The 14,852-nt window shown below is 72.7% G+C and carries 12 protein-coding genes; 8 read left to right on the top strand and 4 right to left on the bottom strand.

The genetic code is table 11. The features are described 5' to 3' along the window. Positions 1 to 229: 229 nt before the first annotated feature. A complete protein-coding gene (locus ACIG36_RS23580; RefSeq protein WP_399931099.1) occupies positions 230 to 1,480 on the top strand; it encodes a glycosyltransferase family 4 protein in 1,251 nt (416 codons plus the stop codon). Then, a complete protein-coding gene (locus ACIG36_RS23575; protein ID WP_399931096.1) occupies positions 1,477 to 2,457 on the top strand; it encodes a hypothetical protein in 981 nt (326 codons plus the stop codon). Before ACIG36_RS23580 ends, ACIG36_RS23575 begins: the two co-directional genes overlap by 4 nt. Positions 2,458 to 2,468: 11 nt before the next feature. Here ACIG36_RS23575 and ctaD read toward each other — a convergent pair whose 3' ends face one another. Then, entirely contained in the window at positions 2,469 to 4,148 is a 1,680-nt protein-coding gene (gene ctaD / locus ACIG36_RS23570) for a cytochrome c oxidase subunit I (protein WP_399931093.1), read from the bottom strand. A gap of 499 nt (positions 4,149 to 4,647) precedes the next feature. Here ctaD and ACIG36_RS23565 point away from each other — a divergent pair, with 499 nt between their 5' ends. Continuing rightward, a complete protein-coding gene (locus tag ACIG36_RS23565; protein ID WP_399931091.1) occupies positions 4,648 to 4,863 on the top strand; it encodes an I78 family peptidase inhibitor in 216 nt (71 codons plus the stop codon). Positions 4,864 to 4,940: 77 nt separating this feature from the next. Here ACIG36_RS23565 and ACIG36_RS23560 read toward each other — a convergent pair whose 3' ends face one another. Further along, a complete protein-coding gene (locus tag ACIG36_RS23560) occupies positions 4,941 to 5,975 on the bottom strand; it encodes a phosphatase PAP2 family protein (protein ID WP_399931089.1) in 1,035 nt (344 codons plus the stop codon). 260 nt (positions 5,976 to 6,235) lie between these two features. Then, entirely contained in the window at positions 6,236 to 7,414 is a 1,179-nt protein-coding gene (locus tag ACIG36_RS23555; RefSeq protein ID WP_399931086.1) for a glycosyltransferase family 39 protein, read from the bottom strand. A 155-nt stretch (positions 7,415 to 7,569) separates the two neighbouring features. Between ACIG36_RS23555 and ACIG36_RS23550 the strand changes: the two genes are divergently transcribed. After that, the gene (locus ACIG36_RS23550; protein WP_399931083.1) at positions 7,570 to 9,162 is read left to right on the top strand and encodes an MFS transporter; all 1,593 of its coding nucleotides are present in this window, start codon (positions 7,570 to 7,572) and stop codon (positions 9,160 to 9,162) included. Positions 9,163 to 9,235: 73 nt separating this feature from the next. After that, on the top strand, positions 9,236 to 10,441 hold the full coding sequence (locus ACIG36_RS23545; RefSeq protein WP_399931080.1) for an acyl-CoA dehydrogenase family protein: 1,206 nt from the start codon (positions 9,236 to 9,238) through the stop codon (positions 10,439 to 10,441). A gap of 82 nt (positions 10,442 to 10,523) precedes the next feature. Here ACIG36_RS23545 and ACIG36_RS23540 read toward each other — a convergent pair whose 3' ends face one another. Beyond that, on the bottom strand, positions 10,524 to 10,970 hold the full coding sequence (locus ACIG36_RS23540; RefSeq protein WP_399931077.1) for a cell division protein SepF: 447 nt from the start codon (positions 10,968 to 10,970) through the stop codon (positions 10,524 to 10,526). Positions 10,971 to 11,245: 275 nt separating this feature from the next. On the opposite strand from ACIG36_RS23540, the gene ACIG36_RS23535 reads away from it, so the two are divergent. The 3 genes from ACIG36_RS23535 (at position 11,246) to ACIG36_RS23525 (ending at position 14,655) form a co-directional block, all read left to right on the top strand. Then, entirely contained in the window at positions 11,246 to 12,499 is a 1,254-nt protein-coding gene (locus tag ACIG36_RS23535) for a DUF5685 family protein (protein WP_399931075.1), read from the top strand. 389 nt (positions 12,500 to 12,888) lie between these two features. Continuing rightward, positions 12,889 to 13,800: an LLM class flavin-dependent oxidoreductase gene (locus tag ACIG36_RS23530; protein WP_399931072.1), complete on the top strand. Its 912-nt coding sequence runs from the start codon at positions 12,889 to 12,891 to the stop codon at positions 13,798 to 13,800. Between the two features lie 60 nt (positions 13,801 to 13,860). Next, on the top strand, positions 13,861 to 14,655 hold the full coding sequence (locus tag ACIG36_RS23525) for a DUF1684 domain-containing protein (protein WP_399931070.1): 795 nt from the start codon (positions 13,861 to 13,863) through the stop codon (positions 14,653 to 14,655). Positions 14,656 to 14,852: the final 197 nt, after the last annotated feature.

Below are 14,852 nucleotides of genomic sequence, written 5' to 3'. Positions count from 1 at the left end.
CTTGGTTGAGCGGCGGGCCGGGACGTGTTCCCGGCTCCTCAGAAGACAACGGAGGATGCATGGCCGGGGTCACGCCCCGGAAAAGTTCCCGGATCGTCTACCGATTCCTCATCGCTTGGGGAACGACTTGGTGATCAAGGCCAACCGCGGGGGCCGTGCCACGGTCTAACCTCTCAGTGGAGGCGGGCTACAGGGAATGTCCGCGGGCACACCGGCTGCATGGGGACGAATGCACATCTCATTCCTGATTCACAACGCGTACGGCATCGGCGGCACGATCCGCACCACCTTCAACCTCGCGGGCACCCTCGCCGAGCACCACGACGTGGAGATCGTCTCCGTCTTCCGTCACCGCGACGAGCCCGTCCTCGCCCCCGGCGGGAAGGTGCGGCTGCGCCATCTGGTGGATCTGCGCAAGAACAACCCCGGCTACGAGGGCGACGATCCCGCGTACCACACGCCGGCCTCGGTCTTCCCCGCCACCGAGGGCCGCTACAAGCAGTACAGCGCGCTCACCGACCAGCGGATCGCCGAGCACCTGCGCGGCCTGGACTGCGACGTGGTCGTCGGCACCCGGCCCGGCCTCAACGTGCACATCGCCCAGCAGGCCCGCCGCGGCCCGGCCCGGGTGGGGCAGGAGCACCTGACGCTGAGCACCCACTCGCCCCAGCTGAAGCTGACGCTGCGCACCCACTACCCGCGTCTGGACGCCGTCACCACCGTCACCGAGGCCGACGCCCGTACCTACCGCAAGCTGATGCGGCTGCCCGGCGTACGGGTCGAGGCGGTGCCCAACAGCGTGCCCGCCCCGGCGCTCGCCCCCGCCGACGGCAGCGGCAAGTGGGTGATCGCCGCCGGCCGGCTCGCCCCCGCCAAGCGCTACGACGTCCTCATCCGCGCGTTCGAGAAGGTCGTCGCGGAGCGTCCCGACTGGCGGCTGCGGATCTACGGTGCCGGTGCCGAACGCGCCAAGCTACGGGCCCTCATCGACAAGCGCGGCCTCTACAACCACATCTACCTCATGGGCCCCGCCACTCCGCTGGAGCCCGAGTGGGTCAAGGGCTCCATCGGCGCCGTCACCTCCAGCCTGGAGTCCTTCGGCATGACGATCGTCGAGGCCATGCGCTGCGGCCTGCCGGTGGTCTCCACCGACTGCCCGCACGGCCCCGGCGAGATCATCGACGACGGCGTCGACGGCCTGCTGGTGCCCGTCGGCAAGGTGGACGCCATCGCCGCCGGCCTGCTCAGGCTCATCAACGACGACGAACTGCGCAAGGGCATGGGCCGCAGGGCCCTGGAGAGCTCGGCGCGCTTCGACCCCGGCGAGGTCGCCGGCCGCTACGAGAGCCTCTTCGCCGACCTGGCCGGCCGCGGCGGCCTGCGCGGCTCGCTGCACCGCACCCGCGGCGCCCTCCTCAGCAGCGCCTTCCAGGCCAAGGACCGAAGCCGCTCCGCCCTGCGAAGGGTGCGTGCCGCATGACCCCGTCCACCGTGCCCGGCAACGCCGGCGACGGCCTGTCCGCAGCGGCCCCCTCGACGGGCCGTCCGATCCCGACCTCCGAGGAGTGCACCGACGTGTCTGCCCCTCTCCCGGCCTTCGGCGCGGGGAACCCCAGCGCCGACTGCATCGCCGACTCCGCGGGCGGACTCACCTTCGACCTCGACGTCCCCGGCCATCCCGCCGACGCCGCGCACTGGTCCGCCGCGCTGGTGCTGCGCCGCCGCGGCGCCGGTGCCGCCGAGGACCACGACGAGGAGGTCCGCCTGCCGCTGACGCCCAACGGCGACGGCCGGCTGCGGGCCGTGCTGCCCAGCACCGTCGCCCTGCCCGAGGGCCGCTGGGACGTCCATGTGGCCTGCGGCGAGGCCGCCGCCCAGCGCCTGGTGCCGGGCCTGGCGGACCTGCGCTCCCTGGTCGACCGCAGACCCGGCCCCAGCACCTCGCCGCTCGCGGTGCGCATCCCCTACGCCACCAAGCACGGCAACCTCTCGCTGCGCAGCTGGCTGCGCGCCCCGCACGCCGAGGCCGGCGACCTGCGCGTGGCGGCCACCGGGATAACCGGCCGGGGCACCCTCTACCGCGTCGAGAGCCCCGCCGAGTGGCTGGCCGGCGCCGTCGTGGAGGCCCGCTGCCGGCGCGCCCCCGACCTGGTGCGCACCGCGCCGGTCACCGCCGAGGGCCAGGACTTCTCCTTCACCCTCGCCTTCGCGGAACTGTGCGAGGAGTGGCGGGGCGGCCCGGAGGTGTGGGACCTGTGGCTGCGCGGGCCCGAGGGGGCCGCGCAGGTGCGCATTGCCCGGATCCTGGACGACGTCGCCGACAAGAAGCAGATCTTCACCTACCCGGCGCAGGACGTCGCCGCCCCGTACGCCCCCGCCCAGGTGGGTCCGTACTACACCGCCGACAACGATCTCTCCGTCCGCATCGACGAGCGTCCGCCCGTGGGCGGCCGGTAGCCGGCGCCCCTTCAGCCGGCGGGCTCGGCCGCCCTGGGCGGCTCGGCCCGCCGCGCCGTCTCCGGGTGGTGCAGGTCGAAGGCCGGCGACTCCGAGCGGATGCGGGGGATGCTGACGAAGTTGTGCCGGGGCGGCGGGCAGGAGGTCGCCCACTCCAGGGAGCGCCCGTAGCCCCAGGGGTCCTCCACCTCGACCCGCCTGCCGTACCTGGCGGTCTTCCAGATGTTGTAGAAGAACGGCAGGTTGGACAGGCCCAGCAGGAACGCCCCGATCGTGGAGAGCGTGTTGAGCGCGGTGAAGCCGTCGGCGGCCAGGTAGTCGGAGTAGCGGCGGGGCATGCCCTCGGCGCCCAGCCAGTGCTGGACGAGGAACGTGAGGTGGAAGCCCGTGAACAGCGTCCAGAAGTGCAGCTTGCCCAGCCGCTCCTCCAGCAGCTTCCCGGTGAACTTCGGCCACCAGAAGTAGAAGCCGGCGAACGTCGCGAAGACCACCGTCCCGAACACCACGTAGTGGAAGTGCGCGACGACGAAGTAGGTGTCGGTGACGTGGAAGTCCAGCGGCGGGGAGGCCAGGATCACCCCGGTCAGCCCGCCGAAGAGGAAGCTCACCAGGAAGCCGGCCGCCCACAGCATGGGCGTCTCGAAGGACAGCGAGCCCTTCCACATGGTGCCGATCCAGTTGAAGAACTTCACCCCTGTCGGCACCGCGATGAGGAACGACAGGAACGAGAAGAACGGCAGCAGCACCGCGCCCGTGGAGAACATGTGGTGCGCCCAGACCACCAGCGACAGGGCGGTGATGCTCATGGTCGCGGCGACCAGCGTCAGATAGCCGAAGACCGGCTTCCGGGAGAACACCGGGATGATCTCGGTGATGATGCCGAAGAACGGCAGCGCGATGATGTAGACCTCGGGGTGGCCGAAGAACCAGAACAGGTGCTGCCACAGCAGCGCCCCGCCCCACTGGGCCTCGAAGACCACCGCCCCGAACCGCCGGTCGGCCTCCAGGGTGAGCAGGGCGGCCGCCAGCACCGGGAAGGCCAGCAGGATCAGGATCGAGGTGAAGAGGACGTTCCAGGTGAACACCGGCATCCGGAACATCGTCATCCCGGGCGCGCGCATGCCGATGACGGTGGTGAGGAAGTTGACCGCGCCGAGGATCGTGCCGAATCCGGACAGCGCCAGCCCCATGATCCACATGTCGGTGCCGATGCCCGGCGAGCGGACCATGCTGTTGAGCGGGGCGTAGCCGGTCCAGCCGAAGGTCGCCCCGCCCTGCGGCATCACCAGGCTCGCGACGACCATCAGGCCGCCGAAGAGGTAGAGCCAGTACGAGAGCATGTTCAGCCGGGGGAAGGCCACGTCCGGCGAGCCGATCTGCAGCGGCATGATCGCGTTGGCGAAGCCCGCGAAGGCCGGGGTGGCGAACAGCAGCAGCATGATCGTGCCGTGCGCGGTGAACGCCTCGTTGAACCGCTCGTTGGTCATCAGCTGCAGGCCGGGCCGGGCCAGTTCGGCGCGCATCAGCATGGCGAGCAGGCCGGCGAGGAGGAAGAAACCGAACGAGGTGATCAGGTAGAGGTGGCCGATCTTCTTGTGGTCGGTGGTGGTCAGCCAGTCCACGATGATGCGGCCGGGTTGCCGTTCCCTCGCCGTGCCCTCCGCGGCCGCCTGCGCGGTGTCGGTCCCCATCCGTGCCCCCTCGCTGTCGGCTCACACGGGCTCTCGTGCTGTGGTCCGCGTGGGTTCTCGGTCAGGGGGCCATGATGCTCGCCGGGAGGCGCCGCGCGCGAGAGTGCCTCGGGCGGGGACTGCCGAACCGGGGGCCTCGACAGCCGGGCGAGCGTTCCCGGAATTTTATATTCCGGCGGCTTCGGGGGAGCTAAGCGGAAGCCGGGGGAATTCGCCCGGATCACTGGGTGCGCGGCCCGGAGCCGGTGAATTGCCCGGGTGTTCCGGGAGATGCCGGTGAAGCCCGGGAAAAGCACGGTGAATTTACCGGAGAGGATTTCGGGAGGACGGGGGAGTGGTGCGGAAAGGCTCGTATGAGTGATGCGTGTTCCGGTAAACCCCGATGAGTTCACTGTGACAGAAGTGTGACCAGTGACGGACCGGGCGCGGACGGGAGCATGCCGGAGCCCTGCGGGGGCCCGGCTTCCGTCACCGCGCGGCGCCGCCTACGGTGGCTGCCATGGCACCCCTCCCCGGCATCCCCACCGAGCCCGACGACGACCCCGAGGGCTACGTCGGCCTCGACGCCACGACCGCCACCGCGCTCGCCCGCGAGCGCGGCTGGAGTGACGTGCGCACGCTGGCGCCCGGCACGATCATCACCCTGGAGTACGTCTTCGGACGGCTGAACCTCGAGGTCGAGGACGGGATCGTCCGGCGCTGCTGGAAGGGCTGAGGCCGCGCCTGTCCCTGGAGAATGCGACGAAGGCGGCCCCGGAGCTCGTCCGGGGCCGCCTTCGCGTGTGCGTGGGGTCAGCCGCCCGCGGTGCCGGCCGTCCGGCCGCGGCCCGCGCCCGGACCCAGCGGCGTGGTGCGCGGCACGCGGTCGGCGTGCGGCGGACGGCGGCTGCCGGTCGGGGTGACCGGGGTCCGCTCCGAGCGGATCGTGTGCGACCGGGGCGAGAGGTGGCCCCTGCCGTCGGCGGTGCGGGACGGCGTCCCGCCGCCCGGCCGGCTGCCGGCGCCCACGGGCTCGCGGACGGGCAGCTCGTCGTCGACCGGGGCGCGCGGCGCGCCCAGCACGACGGCCGGGGCGACCGGGGCCGGAGCGAGGCCGACGCCGCGCTCGCGCAGCCGCCGCCACAGGGCCAGCAGCCAGGTCTCGGCACGGGCCATGAGCGGCTCGAACCAGGGCAGGACCAGCAGCACCATCAGGCCCGCGGTCCAGCCGAGAGTCACATCGCTCATCCAGTGCGTGCCCAGGTAGACGGTCGTCATCCCCACGCCCAGCGCCAGCAGCGCGGCGATCACCGAGGCGATCCTGCGGGTGTGCGGGGTGGTGGCGAGGTAGGCGAGGACGCCCCAGGTCACCACCGCGTTCGCGGTGTGGCCCGAGGGGAATATGTCGCCGCCCGCGAACATCTCGTTGGAGCCGATGGACGTGGCGTAGTGCGGACCCAGCCGGCCCATGCCGATCTTCGCGGCGCCCACGGTCGCGTTGAGCAGCAGCAACGACGTGCCCAGCACCAGCAGCGGGCGCAGGGTCTTCTGCTTGTACGTGCACCAGCCCAGCCAGGCCGCGACCGCCACGGCGGTCGGGCCGCGCTGGCCCAGGACCACGAAGTAGTCGAGGAAGGTGTGGATCTCCGGCCACTGCTTGTACGGGCGGAAGAGCATCACCTGCCAGTCGAACCGCACCGGCCAGGACGTGGTGAGCACGCCGACCACGATCGCCGCGTACACCACGGAGGTCGCCACGAAGATCCCCAGGCGGGTCCTGGTCATCCGTGGTCGCACGGGATCGGTCGGGCGCTCCTCCGGTTGGACGAGCTCGTCGTTGGTTCGCACCCAATCGACGTTACATTGCGTGACGGGAAGGTTCGGCCGATCGAGGCGCTTTGTGATGACGATGTGATGTGGAATGCGTCTCAATCGTGCCCGGCCCCAGGTTTGAAACCGGCGAATAAGAAACAGCTAAAGAGCCGTCGGTGGAGTCCGGGACTTTGTGCCGGGTGCTTAATTCTTTTATGTAGGGCGGAGTTTATCGGCGATTGGCCGCACGGTTCCGCGGCGTTTCCCGCCGGGCATCGCCGCTCGCCGAATTTCGATCATGGCGGGCCGGAGCCGTGCAGCCAGAACGCCCCGTAGGCGGAGGACGCCAGCGCCAGGACGGACACCACCGCCACCGCGCGTACCGTGCGTAGCCGGGCCAGGGCCACGGCCGGCGGCAGCAGCAGTCCGAACGCGGGCATCATCAGGCGCGGCTTGGAGCCGAAGTAGCCCTTCGCGGTGAGCGCCAGCAGCAGCACCGTGCCCGTGCAGACCAGCAGCGGCAGCGGCTGGCCCTGCCGGACCCCGGACCAGTACAGCCACAGCACCAGCGCGACGCCCACCAGCAGGCCCAGCCCGGCCGCGAACGCCGGGCCCGTCAGCCGCTCCCCGATGAACGAGGCGAAGGCCAGCCCGCCGTCGAAGCCGTTGCCCCAGCCGCCCTGCACGTCCAGGTAGCCCGTCGCACTGCCGGTGCGCACCCCCACCCAGGCGAAATAGGCCAGCCAGCCCAGCGGCGCCAGCGCCACCCCGAGCAACAGCCGGGGCAGCGGGGGCCGCGGCCCGCCGGCCCGGCGTGCCCGCACCAGCGTGACCAGCGCGGTGATCCAGACGGCGGCGACCACCGCCGCGCCCACCGGCCGGGTCAGCCCGGCCAGCGCCGCCAGCACGCCCGCCCCCACCCAGCGGCCGCTCAGCACGGCGTACACGCTCCACGCGGCCAGCGCCGTGAACAGCGACTCCGAGTAGGCCATCGACTGCACGACACCCACCGGCAGCGCCGCCCACAGCACGACGAGCAGGACACCCGCCCGCCGGCCGTACAGCCGGTCGCCGACGGCGAAGATGCCCCAGGCCGCGAACAGCGAGGCCACGCCGGAGACCACCAGACCCGCGTCGTTCACCGAGAGCGGCAGGACCGCCGACAGCGCCCGCTCCAGCCATGGCAGCAGCGGGAAGAACGCCAGGTCGGAGTGGACCTTGCCGCCCGGCAGATAAAGGGTGTGGCCGTAGCCCTGCTCGGCGATCCGGGCGTACCAGAGGGAATCCCAGCGCGCCGACAGCAGCCGGTGCGCCCCCTTGCCGTCCGCCAGGCCCCACAGGGCCAGCACCAGGACGCCCAGCGCCCGCACCGCCGCGTACAGCAGCAGGGCGGGAGCGGCCCGGCGCAGCGCGCCGCCGCGGGGCGGCGCGGCAGCGCCGGAGGCTATGCCGGTGGGGGTGGCGAGAGAGGTCATCGGTCGATTGTCCCAGTACCGGCGACGTGAGAGGGGCCACGTATGTTCCGGCGGGACTCGCGTACTCTGTCGACTCACTCGCCCCTCGACACCGCCGGGGCCCCAGATCCCCAGGCCCGCGCGTGGCCGCGAGCGCACGACACGGAGGTGTGTGGATGTCCGGGACGACCACGGCCGGGCCCCGACGGCCGGTCGGCGTTCCCCGGCAGCGGCTCCTGCCGCGCCGCGCGGAGGGCCCGACCGCCCCCGGGGCGAACCGGTGGACCGTGCTGGTCGTCCTGTGCGTCAGCCTGCTGCTCGTCGCCGTCGACGCCACCGTGCTGCACGTGGCCGTGCCCGCCGTCACCGAGGACCTGCGGCCCGGCGCCGTCCAGCTGCTGTGGATCGTGGACGTCTACCCCCTGGTCTGCGCCGCGCTCCTCATCCTTTTCGGCACCCTCGGCGACCGCGTCGGCCGCCGCCGGGTGCTGCTGCTGGGCTACGGGCTGTTCGGCGTGGCCTCCGCGCTCGCGGCGCTGGCGACCGCCCCGGAAGTGCTCATCGCCGCGCGGGCGCTGCTCGGCGCCGGCGGCGCGATGATCATGCCGGCGACGTTGTCCATCCTGCGGCAGGTCTTCCCCGACCGGCGCGAGCGCGCCCTGGCCATCGGCGTGTGGAGCGCGGTGGCCGCGGTCGGCGCGGCCGCGGGCCCGCTGCTGGGCGGCTTCCTGCTGGAGCATTTTTGGTGGGGCTCGGTCTTCCTCATCAACATTCCGCTGATGGCGGTCAGCCTCCCGGTCGGGCGGTGGCTGCTGCCGGAGTCGACGGGTGACCGCGACGGGCCGTGGGACGTGCTCGGCGCCCTGATGGCGGCGTTCGGCCTGTTCGGCGCCGTCTACGGGGTCAAGCAGGCCGGCAGCGCGGACCCGCTCTCGCTGGGCGCGGTCGTCCCGGCGGCGCTGGGCATCGCCCTGCTCGTCCTCTTCGTCCGCCGGCAGCGGCGCCGCCGCCATCCGCTGGTGGACCTGAAGCTGTTCGCGCGGCCCGCCTTCGGCACGTCGGTGGGCTGCATCGTGCTGGCCATGCTGGCCCTGGTGGGGCTCGAGCTCGTCGCCGCCCAGTACCTGCAGCTCGTCCTCGGCCTCACCCCGCTCGAGACCGGCCTGCGGCTGCTGCCGCTCACGCTCGCCGCGATGGCGGCGGGGCTGGCCGGCTCGCGGGTGCTGCACCGGTTCGGGCCGCGCGCGATGGTCTCGACGGGCTTCGTGCTGACGGCGATGGCGGTGCTCTCGCTGACCGTGATGGGCCGTCACGACCAGCCGGGCGTGCTGATCGCCGGCTTCGTCCTGCTCGGCTTCGGCCTGGAGACCACGCTCTTCGGGGCGTACGAGTCGATGCTCAACGAGGCCCCCGCGGAGGCGGCCGGCGGCGCGGCCGCGATCGGCGAGACCTCCTACCAGCTGGGCGCGGGCATCGGCATCGCGCTGCTGGGCAGTGTCATGAACGCCGCGTACGCGCCCGGGGTGGGCGCGGTACCGGGGGTTCCGTCGGCGGCCGGGGCGTCGGCCGGGCACTCGCTGGGCGAGGCCTACGCCGTGGCCGACCGGCTCGGCGGCCCCGCCGGGGCGGCCCTGCGGGCCGCGGCCCGCGACGCGTTCGTGCACGGCCTGCACGTCACCCTGGCGGTGAGCGCCGGCTTGCTGCTGCTGGGAGCGCTGGCCGCGCTGCGGTTGCCGCGCGGGCTGGACTGCGGGTCGGCCCCGGACTAGGTTCGGCACCGCCGGGCCCGGGATCGGGGGCTTGCCCCCCGTGGTTACTCAGCCGTAGCGTCAGGGGTGACCGATGATCACCCCCACCGCGACCGCGCCGGAGGCCGACGTGTTCGACCCGCATGATCCGCTCGGCATCGATGATCTCCTCAGTGACGAGGACCGGGCGGTCCGGGACACCGTCCGGGCGTGGGCCGCGGACCGCGTGGTGCCGTACGTCGCGGACTGGTACGAGCGCGGCGAGCTGCCCGGGATCCGGGAGCTGGCCCGGGAGCTCGGTTCGATGGGTGCCCTCGGCATGCAGCTCACCGGCTACGGCTGCGCGGGCGCGAGCGCCGTCCAGTACGGGCTGACCTGCCTCGAGGTGGAGGCCGCCGATTCCGGCGTCCGCTCGCTGGTGTCCGTGCAGGGCTCCCTGGCGATGTACGCCATCCACCGCTTCGGCTCTGAGGAGCAGAAGCAGCGATGGCTGCCGGGCATGGCGACCGGCGAGTTCATCGGCTGCTTCGGGCTCACCGAGCCCGACCACGGCTCGGACCCGGCCGGCATGCGCACCTACGCCAAGCGCGAGGCGGGCGGCGACTGGGTGCTGACGGGCCGCAAGATGTGGATCACCAACGGCTCGGTGGCGGACGTCGCCGTCGTGTGGGCGCGGACCGACGAGGGGGTCAGGGGGTTCGTCGTCCCCACTGACCGGCCCGGCTTCTCCGCGCCGGAGATCAAGCACAAGTGGTCGCTGCGCGCCTCCGTCACCAGCGAGCTGGTGATGGACGAGGTCCGGCTGCCCGCCGACGCCGTGCTGCCGGAGGTCACCGGGCTGCGGGGGCCGCTGAGCTGCCTGAACCACGCCCGCTACGGCATCGTCTGGGGCGCGATGGGCGCGGCGCGCACCTGCTTCGAGACGGCGCTGGAGTACGCGCGCAGCCGTGAGCAGTTCGGCAGGCCGATCGCCGGCTTCCAGCTCACCCAGGCCAAGCTGGCCGACATGGCGCTGGAGCTGCACAAGGGGATCCTGCTGGCCCACCATCTCGGGCGGCGGATGGACGAGGGGCGGCTGCGGGCGGAGCAGGTGAGCTTCGGCAAGCTGAACAATGTGCGGGAGGCGATCGAGATCTGCCGTACGGCCCGGACGATCCTGGGGGCCAACGGGATCTCGCTGGAGTACCCCGTCATGCGGCATGCGACGAACCTGGAGTCGGTGCTCACCTACGAGGGCACCGTGGAGATGCACCAGTTGGTGCTGGGCAAGGCGCTCACCGGCGTCGACGCGTTCCGGTGAGCACCCGGCCCACCATCGGCTCCGGTTGCTGTGCTTCCCGGGGGGCAACCCCCGGAACCCCCGGCCGGGTCACGGCCCACCCTCAGCTCTGGTTGAAGAAGCCGCCGTTCGCGCGGCCCATGGGCTCGCCGCTGACGACCTTGTAGTCGGCGGGGGTGAGCAGGAAGACGCGGTTGGCGACCCGCTCGATCGAGCCGCGCAGGCCGAAGGTGAGGCCGGCCGCGAAGTCCACGACCCGCTTGGCGTCGCTGGGTTCCATGCCGGTGAGGTTGACGATCACGGGGACGCCCTCGCGGAACAGCTCGCCGATGCCACGGGCGTCCCGGAAGCCGTCCGGGGTGACCGTGGCGATGCGGGTGCCCTGCTCCTGGGCGACCTCGTCGGCCACCCGGATCTTGGGGTTGGTCACCCAGGAGTCGCCGGGCTCGGTCCCCTCGTCCGAGTCCTCTTCGTAGCCGCCGTAGTAGCGCTCGTCATCGCTGTCGTCGACGAGGCCAAGCCAGGCACTCGCCTTGCGCACCGATCCCATGGACGCCTCCTCTCACACGCGGTGTGTTCCGCCCGCTCCTCTATGGTCGTCCATGATGCGGATGATGTGCCAAGTGGATGGCGGCCATGCGGGGATTTCGTGACGCATCTGGTGCAAAGCGGGTGGCGGTGCGTCAGAAACTCCTATGAGTGGACCGCAGGCGCTGGACCTGGGCATATGCGGCATGGTTCGGGCGGAGCGGGTTCCGGCCCAGCACGATTGTCCCCGGTGATTAGGATGCCCGGACGCATCGACACCACACACGGGGGCACGTTTTGTTCGGGATCATCAGGCCATGCCGTCACAGGCTGTCCGAGAGCATGCGAACGGAGTGGATGGCCCATCTCTGCGGGCTCTGCCTGGCACTGAAAGGCGATCACGGGCAGTTCGCTCGAATAGCCACCAACTACGACGGCCTGGTCATATCCGTGCTCGTCGAGGCGCAGTCGCCCGACGACGGCGGCGAGGGATCCTGGCGGCGCACGGCGGGGCCCTGCCCGTTGCGCGGGATGCGGTCCGCGCCCGTGGCGCGGGGCGAGGGCGCGCGGCTGGCCGCTTCGGTCTCGCTGGTCCTGGCGTCCGCCAAGATGCGCGACCATGTCGCCGACGGCGACGGGATGTTGGCGCGCCGCCCGGTCGCGGCGGCCGCGCGCAGGGTGGCCGCCCGGTGGGACCGCGCGGGCGCCCGTACGGGATCTGAACTCGGCTTCGACACGGCCGTTCTGGTCGAGGCCGTCGAACGGCAGGCCGGGATCGAGGCGCTGGTCCGCGCCGGCACCCCGCTGCTGGAGGTGACCGAGCCGACCGAGACCGCCACCGCCGAAGCCTTCGCCCACACCGCCGTCCTGGCGGGGCGGCCCGACAACCGCGAACTGCTGCGTGAGGCGGGCCGGCTCTTCGGGCGCCTGGCCCATCTGCTGGACGCCGTCGAGGACCTCGAGGAGGACGCCCGCACCGGGGCGTGGAACCCCATTGACGCCACCGGCACCGAGCTCGCCGAGGTGCGGCGGCTGTGCGACGACGCCGTGCACGGCGTGCGGCTGGCGCTGCGCGACGTCGAGTTCGCGAGCAAGGCGCAGGGCAGGCTGGCGCATCTGCTGCTGGCGCACGAGCTGGAACGTTCCGTCGACCGGGCGTTCGCCACGGGCGGCTGCTCGACGCGGGGCCACCACCACGGCGGGCGCGAGCCCGGGGCGCAGGGCTCCTACGGTCCCTACGGCGCGCCGCCGACGATGCCGCCGCCCGCCCCGCCGGAGCCGCCCCGGCGCGGGCGGCGGCGCGGCCTGATCGCCGGATGCGCCGTGTGGACCGGGCTGTTCTGCACCGGGCAGGTGTGCTGCAAGGACCCCTACCAGGACCCGTGGAGCGGAGAGCCCCGCGAGGGCTGGTGCGCCAAGTGCTGTGACAACTGCAGCGATTGTGGCGACTGCGCCGAATGTTTCAAGTGCTGCGGCAACTCCGAGGGTGAAGGCGGCGGCTGCTGCGACGGATGCGATTGCTGTGACTGCGGGTGTGACTGTGGCTGCTGAATAAGCGAGGGGAGGGCGCGGCTCAACGGCCGCGCCGGTGAAGGCAGTGGGGCCGGGCGCCGGACGGTGCCACGGCGGGTGGCACGACGGCGGACGGCGCGACGGCGGGCGGGGTCAGCGCGTACAGGAGGCGGACCACACCCGACCGAAGTCGATGTGGTCGCGGGTGACCAACCGCTGCCTTTGTTGCATGGGGCAAGTGGAACAGTCATCCGTTTCGCCGTCAACTCACTTGAGACGCAACGTCCACAGTACGGACGGGCGTTCGGGCAGGGTTGACAGCGAGCCATGGCCCCGGCTTAGCCTCGGGGGCCGGTCGTGCTGAGGGGCGCGGCCCATGTGAAGGCAGCACCGTCTCTGTCCGGTCCCCGCATCCACGGAGCCTTCGCATGCCCGAACCCACCCGACCCCTGCATCTGGCCGTCGCGCTCGACCGGCCCGGGACCTATGACGCCGAGCCCTTCGTACGGGCCGCGCGGCTCGCCGAGCGGGGGAGGCTGGACTTCGTCACGCTCGGCGACTCCTTCGGGCCGCCCCGGCGGGGCGCCGGGCGACTGGACGCGGCCGCCGTGCTCGCCCGCGTCGCGCCCGCCACCGAGCGGATCGGCCTGGTGCCCACCGTCACCACCACCCACACCGAGCCCTTCCGCCTCTCCGCCTCCCTTGCCGCCCTCGACTGGGTCAGCCGGGGCCGCGCCGGCTGGACCGTGGCCGTCTCCGCCTCCGAGAGCGAGGCCCGGCTCTTCGGCCGCCGCCCCGTGCCCTCCGCGGAGGCGGCCTGGCGCGAGGCGGACGCGGTCGCCGACGCCGCCGCCCGGTCGTGGGGCCCGCAGGGCCACCCCGTCGTGGCCGTCGAGGCCATCACCCCGCCGTCCCGCCGGTTCGCCGCCCGGCACGCCGACGTCGCCTTCGTCCGTGCCGGGCACGCCGGCGACGCCCGTACCGTCCGCGCCGCCCGCGACGACCTGCGCCGCCGCGCACGCGAGACGGGCCGCGACCCCGCCGCCGCGAGAGGCCGCCTCGTCGTCCTCGCCTCCCTGCCCGTCGCGCTGTACGCGGCCGCGGACGCCGTCGCCCTCGCCGACCTCGTCGGCGACTGGTACGCGGACGGCGTGGCCGACGGCTTCCACTTCCGGCCCCGCAACCCCGAACGGGACCTCGCGCTGCTCGTCGACGGCACCGTGCCCGTCCTCCAGCACCGCGGCCTGTTACGCGGTTTCTATCCGGGCGGCACGCTCCGCGAGCACCTGTGTCTGTCCCGCCCGGCCAAACGCCGGGCACCCGCCAGGGAGACGACATGAGGACACCGGGGGGCGCGTTCCGTACGGGCTCGCCCGGCCCGTATGGAAAGGTTGACCGGCATGAGCACACCTGATGCGCGACAGCAGTGGAAGGCGTGGCGCGAGGAACGCACCGAGACGGTCGCCGCCCCCTACGGGCCGCTCGCGTTGACCGGCACCTACTGGCTCGCCGACGCCTCCGGTAGCCGGATTCCGGCCGTCCCCGGGATCTGGGCGGAGGCGGAGGACGGCGAGGCCCTGCTGCTGACCGCCATTGCCGCGGACGGGCTGACCGTGGACGGGCGGCCGCTGGAGGGGCAGGTCCGGCTCACCCCCGACAGCTCCCCGGCCACCGCCCGTCTCGCGCACGACGGCCGGAAACTGGTGGTCATGCGCCGCGAGGGGCTGTGGGCGGTCCGTGTCTTCGACCCCGGGTCCGCGCGGCGCCGGGCCTTCGCCGGGATCGACGCCTTCGACTACGACGAGCGCTGGGTGCTGCCCGGCCGCTTCCGTTCCTACGAGCGCGAGCGCACGGTCGCGGTGGAGAACGCCGACGGGCGCGAGCGCGGCCTGGACCTCGCCGGTGAACTGGCCTTCGTCATCGGCGGCGAGGAGCACACGCTGCTCGTCTCGGCGGAGGCCGACGGGTCGCTGTGGGCGGTCTTCGCCGACGCCACCAGCGGCACCTCCGGGTTCGCCTTCCGCTTCCTCAAGCCCCCGCCGCCCGAGGCCGACGGCACGGTGACCGTGGACTTCAACCGCGCGGTGCTGCCGCCGTGCGCCTTCGCCGACCACTTCATCTGCCCCTTCCCGCCGCCGGGCAACCGGCTGCCGGTCGCCGTCGAGGCGGGGGAGCGGAACCCGCTCACGCACTGACGCGTCGCAGGAGCGGGCCCGGAAGCCCTTCAGGACGCTGCCCCGGTGGCCCCGAGCCGTCGGGGCCCTTCGTCGTGCGCCGGGGGCGCCGTCCGAAAGGTGCCCTTGCGCCCTGCCGCCGATGGCCCGAATACTCACCGCAGCGCTTGTCAGGGGCACGGCGAAAGTGGAATCCGGTGTGCCCCTTCGGCTGCGCC

Origin of the sequence: Streptomyces sp. NPDC053048, from assembly GCF_044547045.1 — a bacterium.
GTDB lineage: Bacteria > Actinomycetota > Actinomycetes > Streptomycetales > Streptomycetaceae > Streptomyces.
The sequence above is the reverse complement of the archived record's forward strand: the minus strand, read 5'-3'. Positions and strand labels throughout refer to the sequence as shown.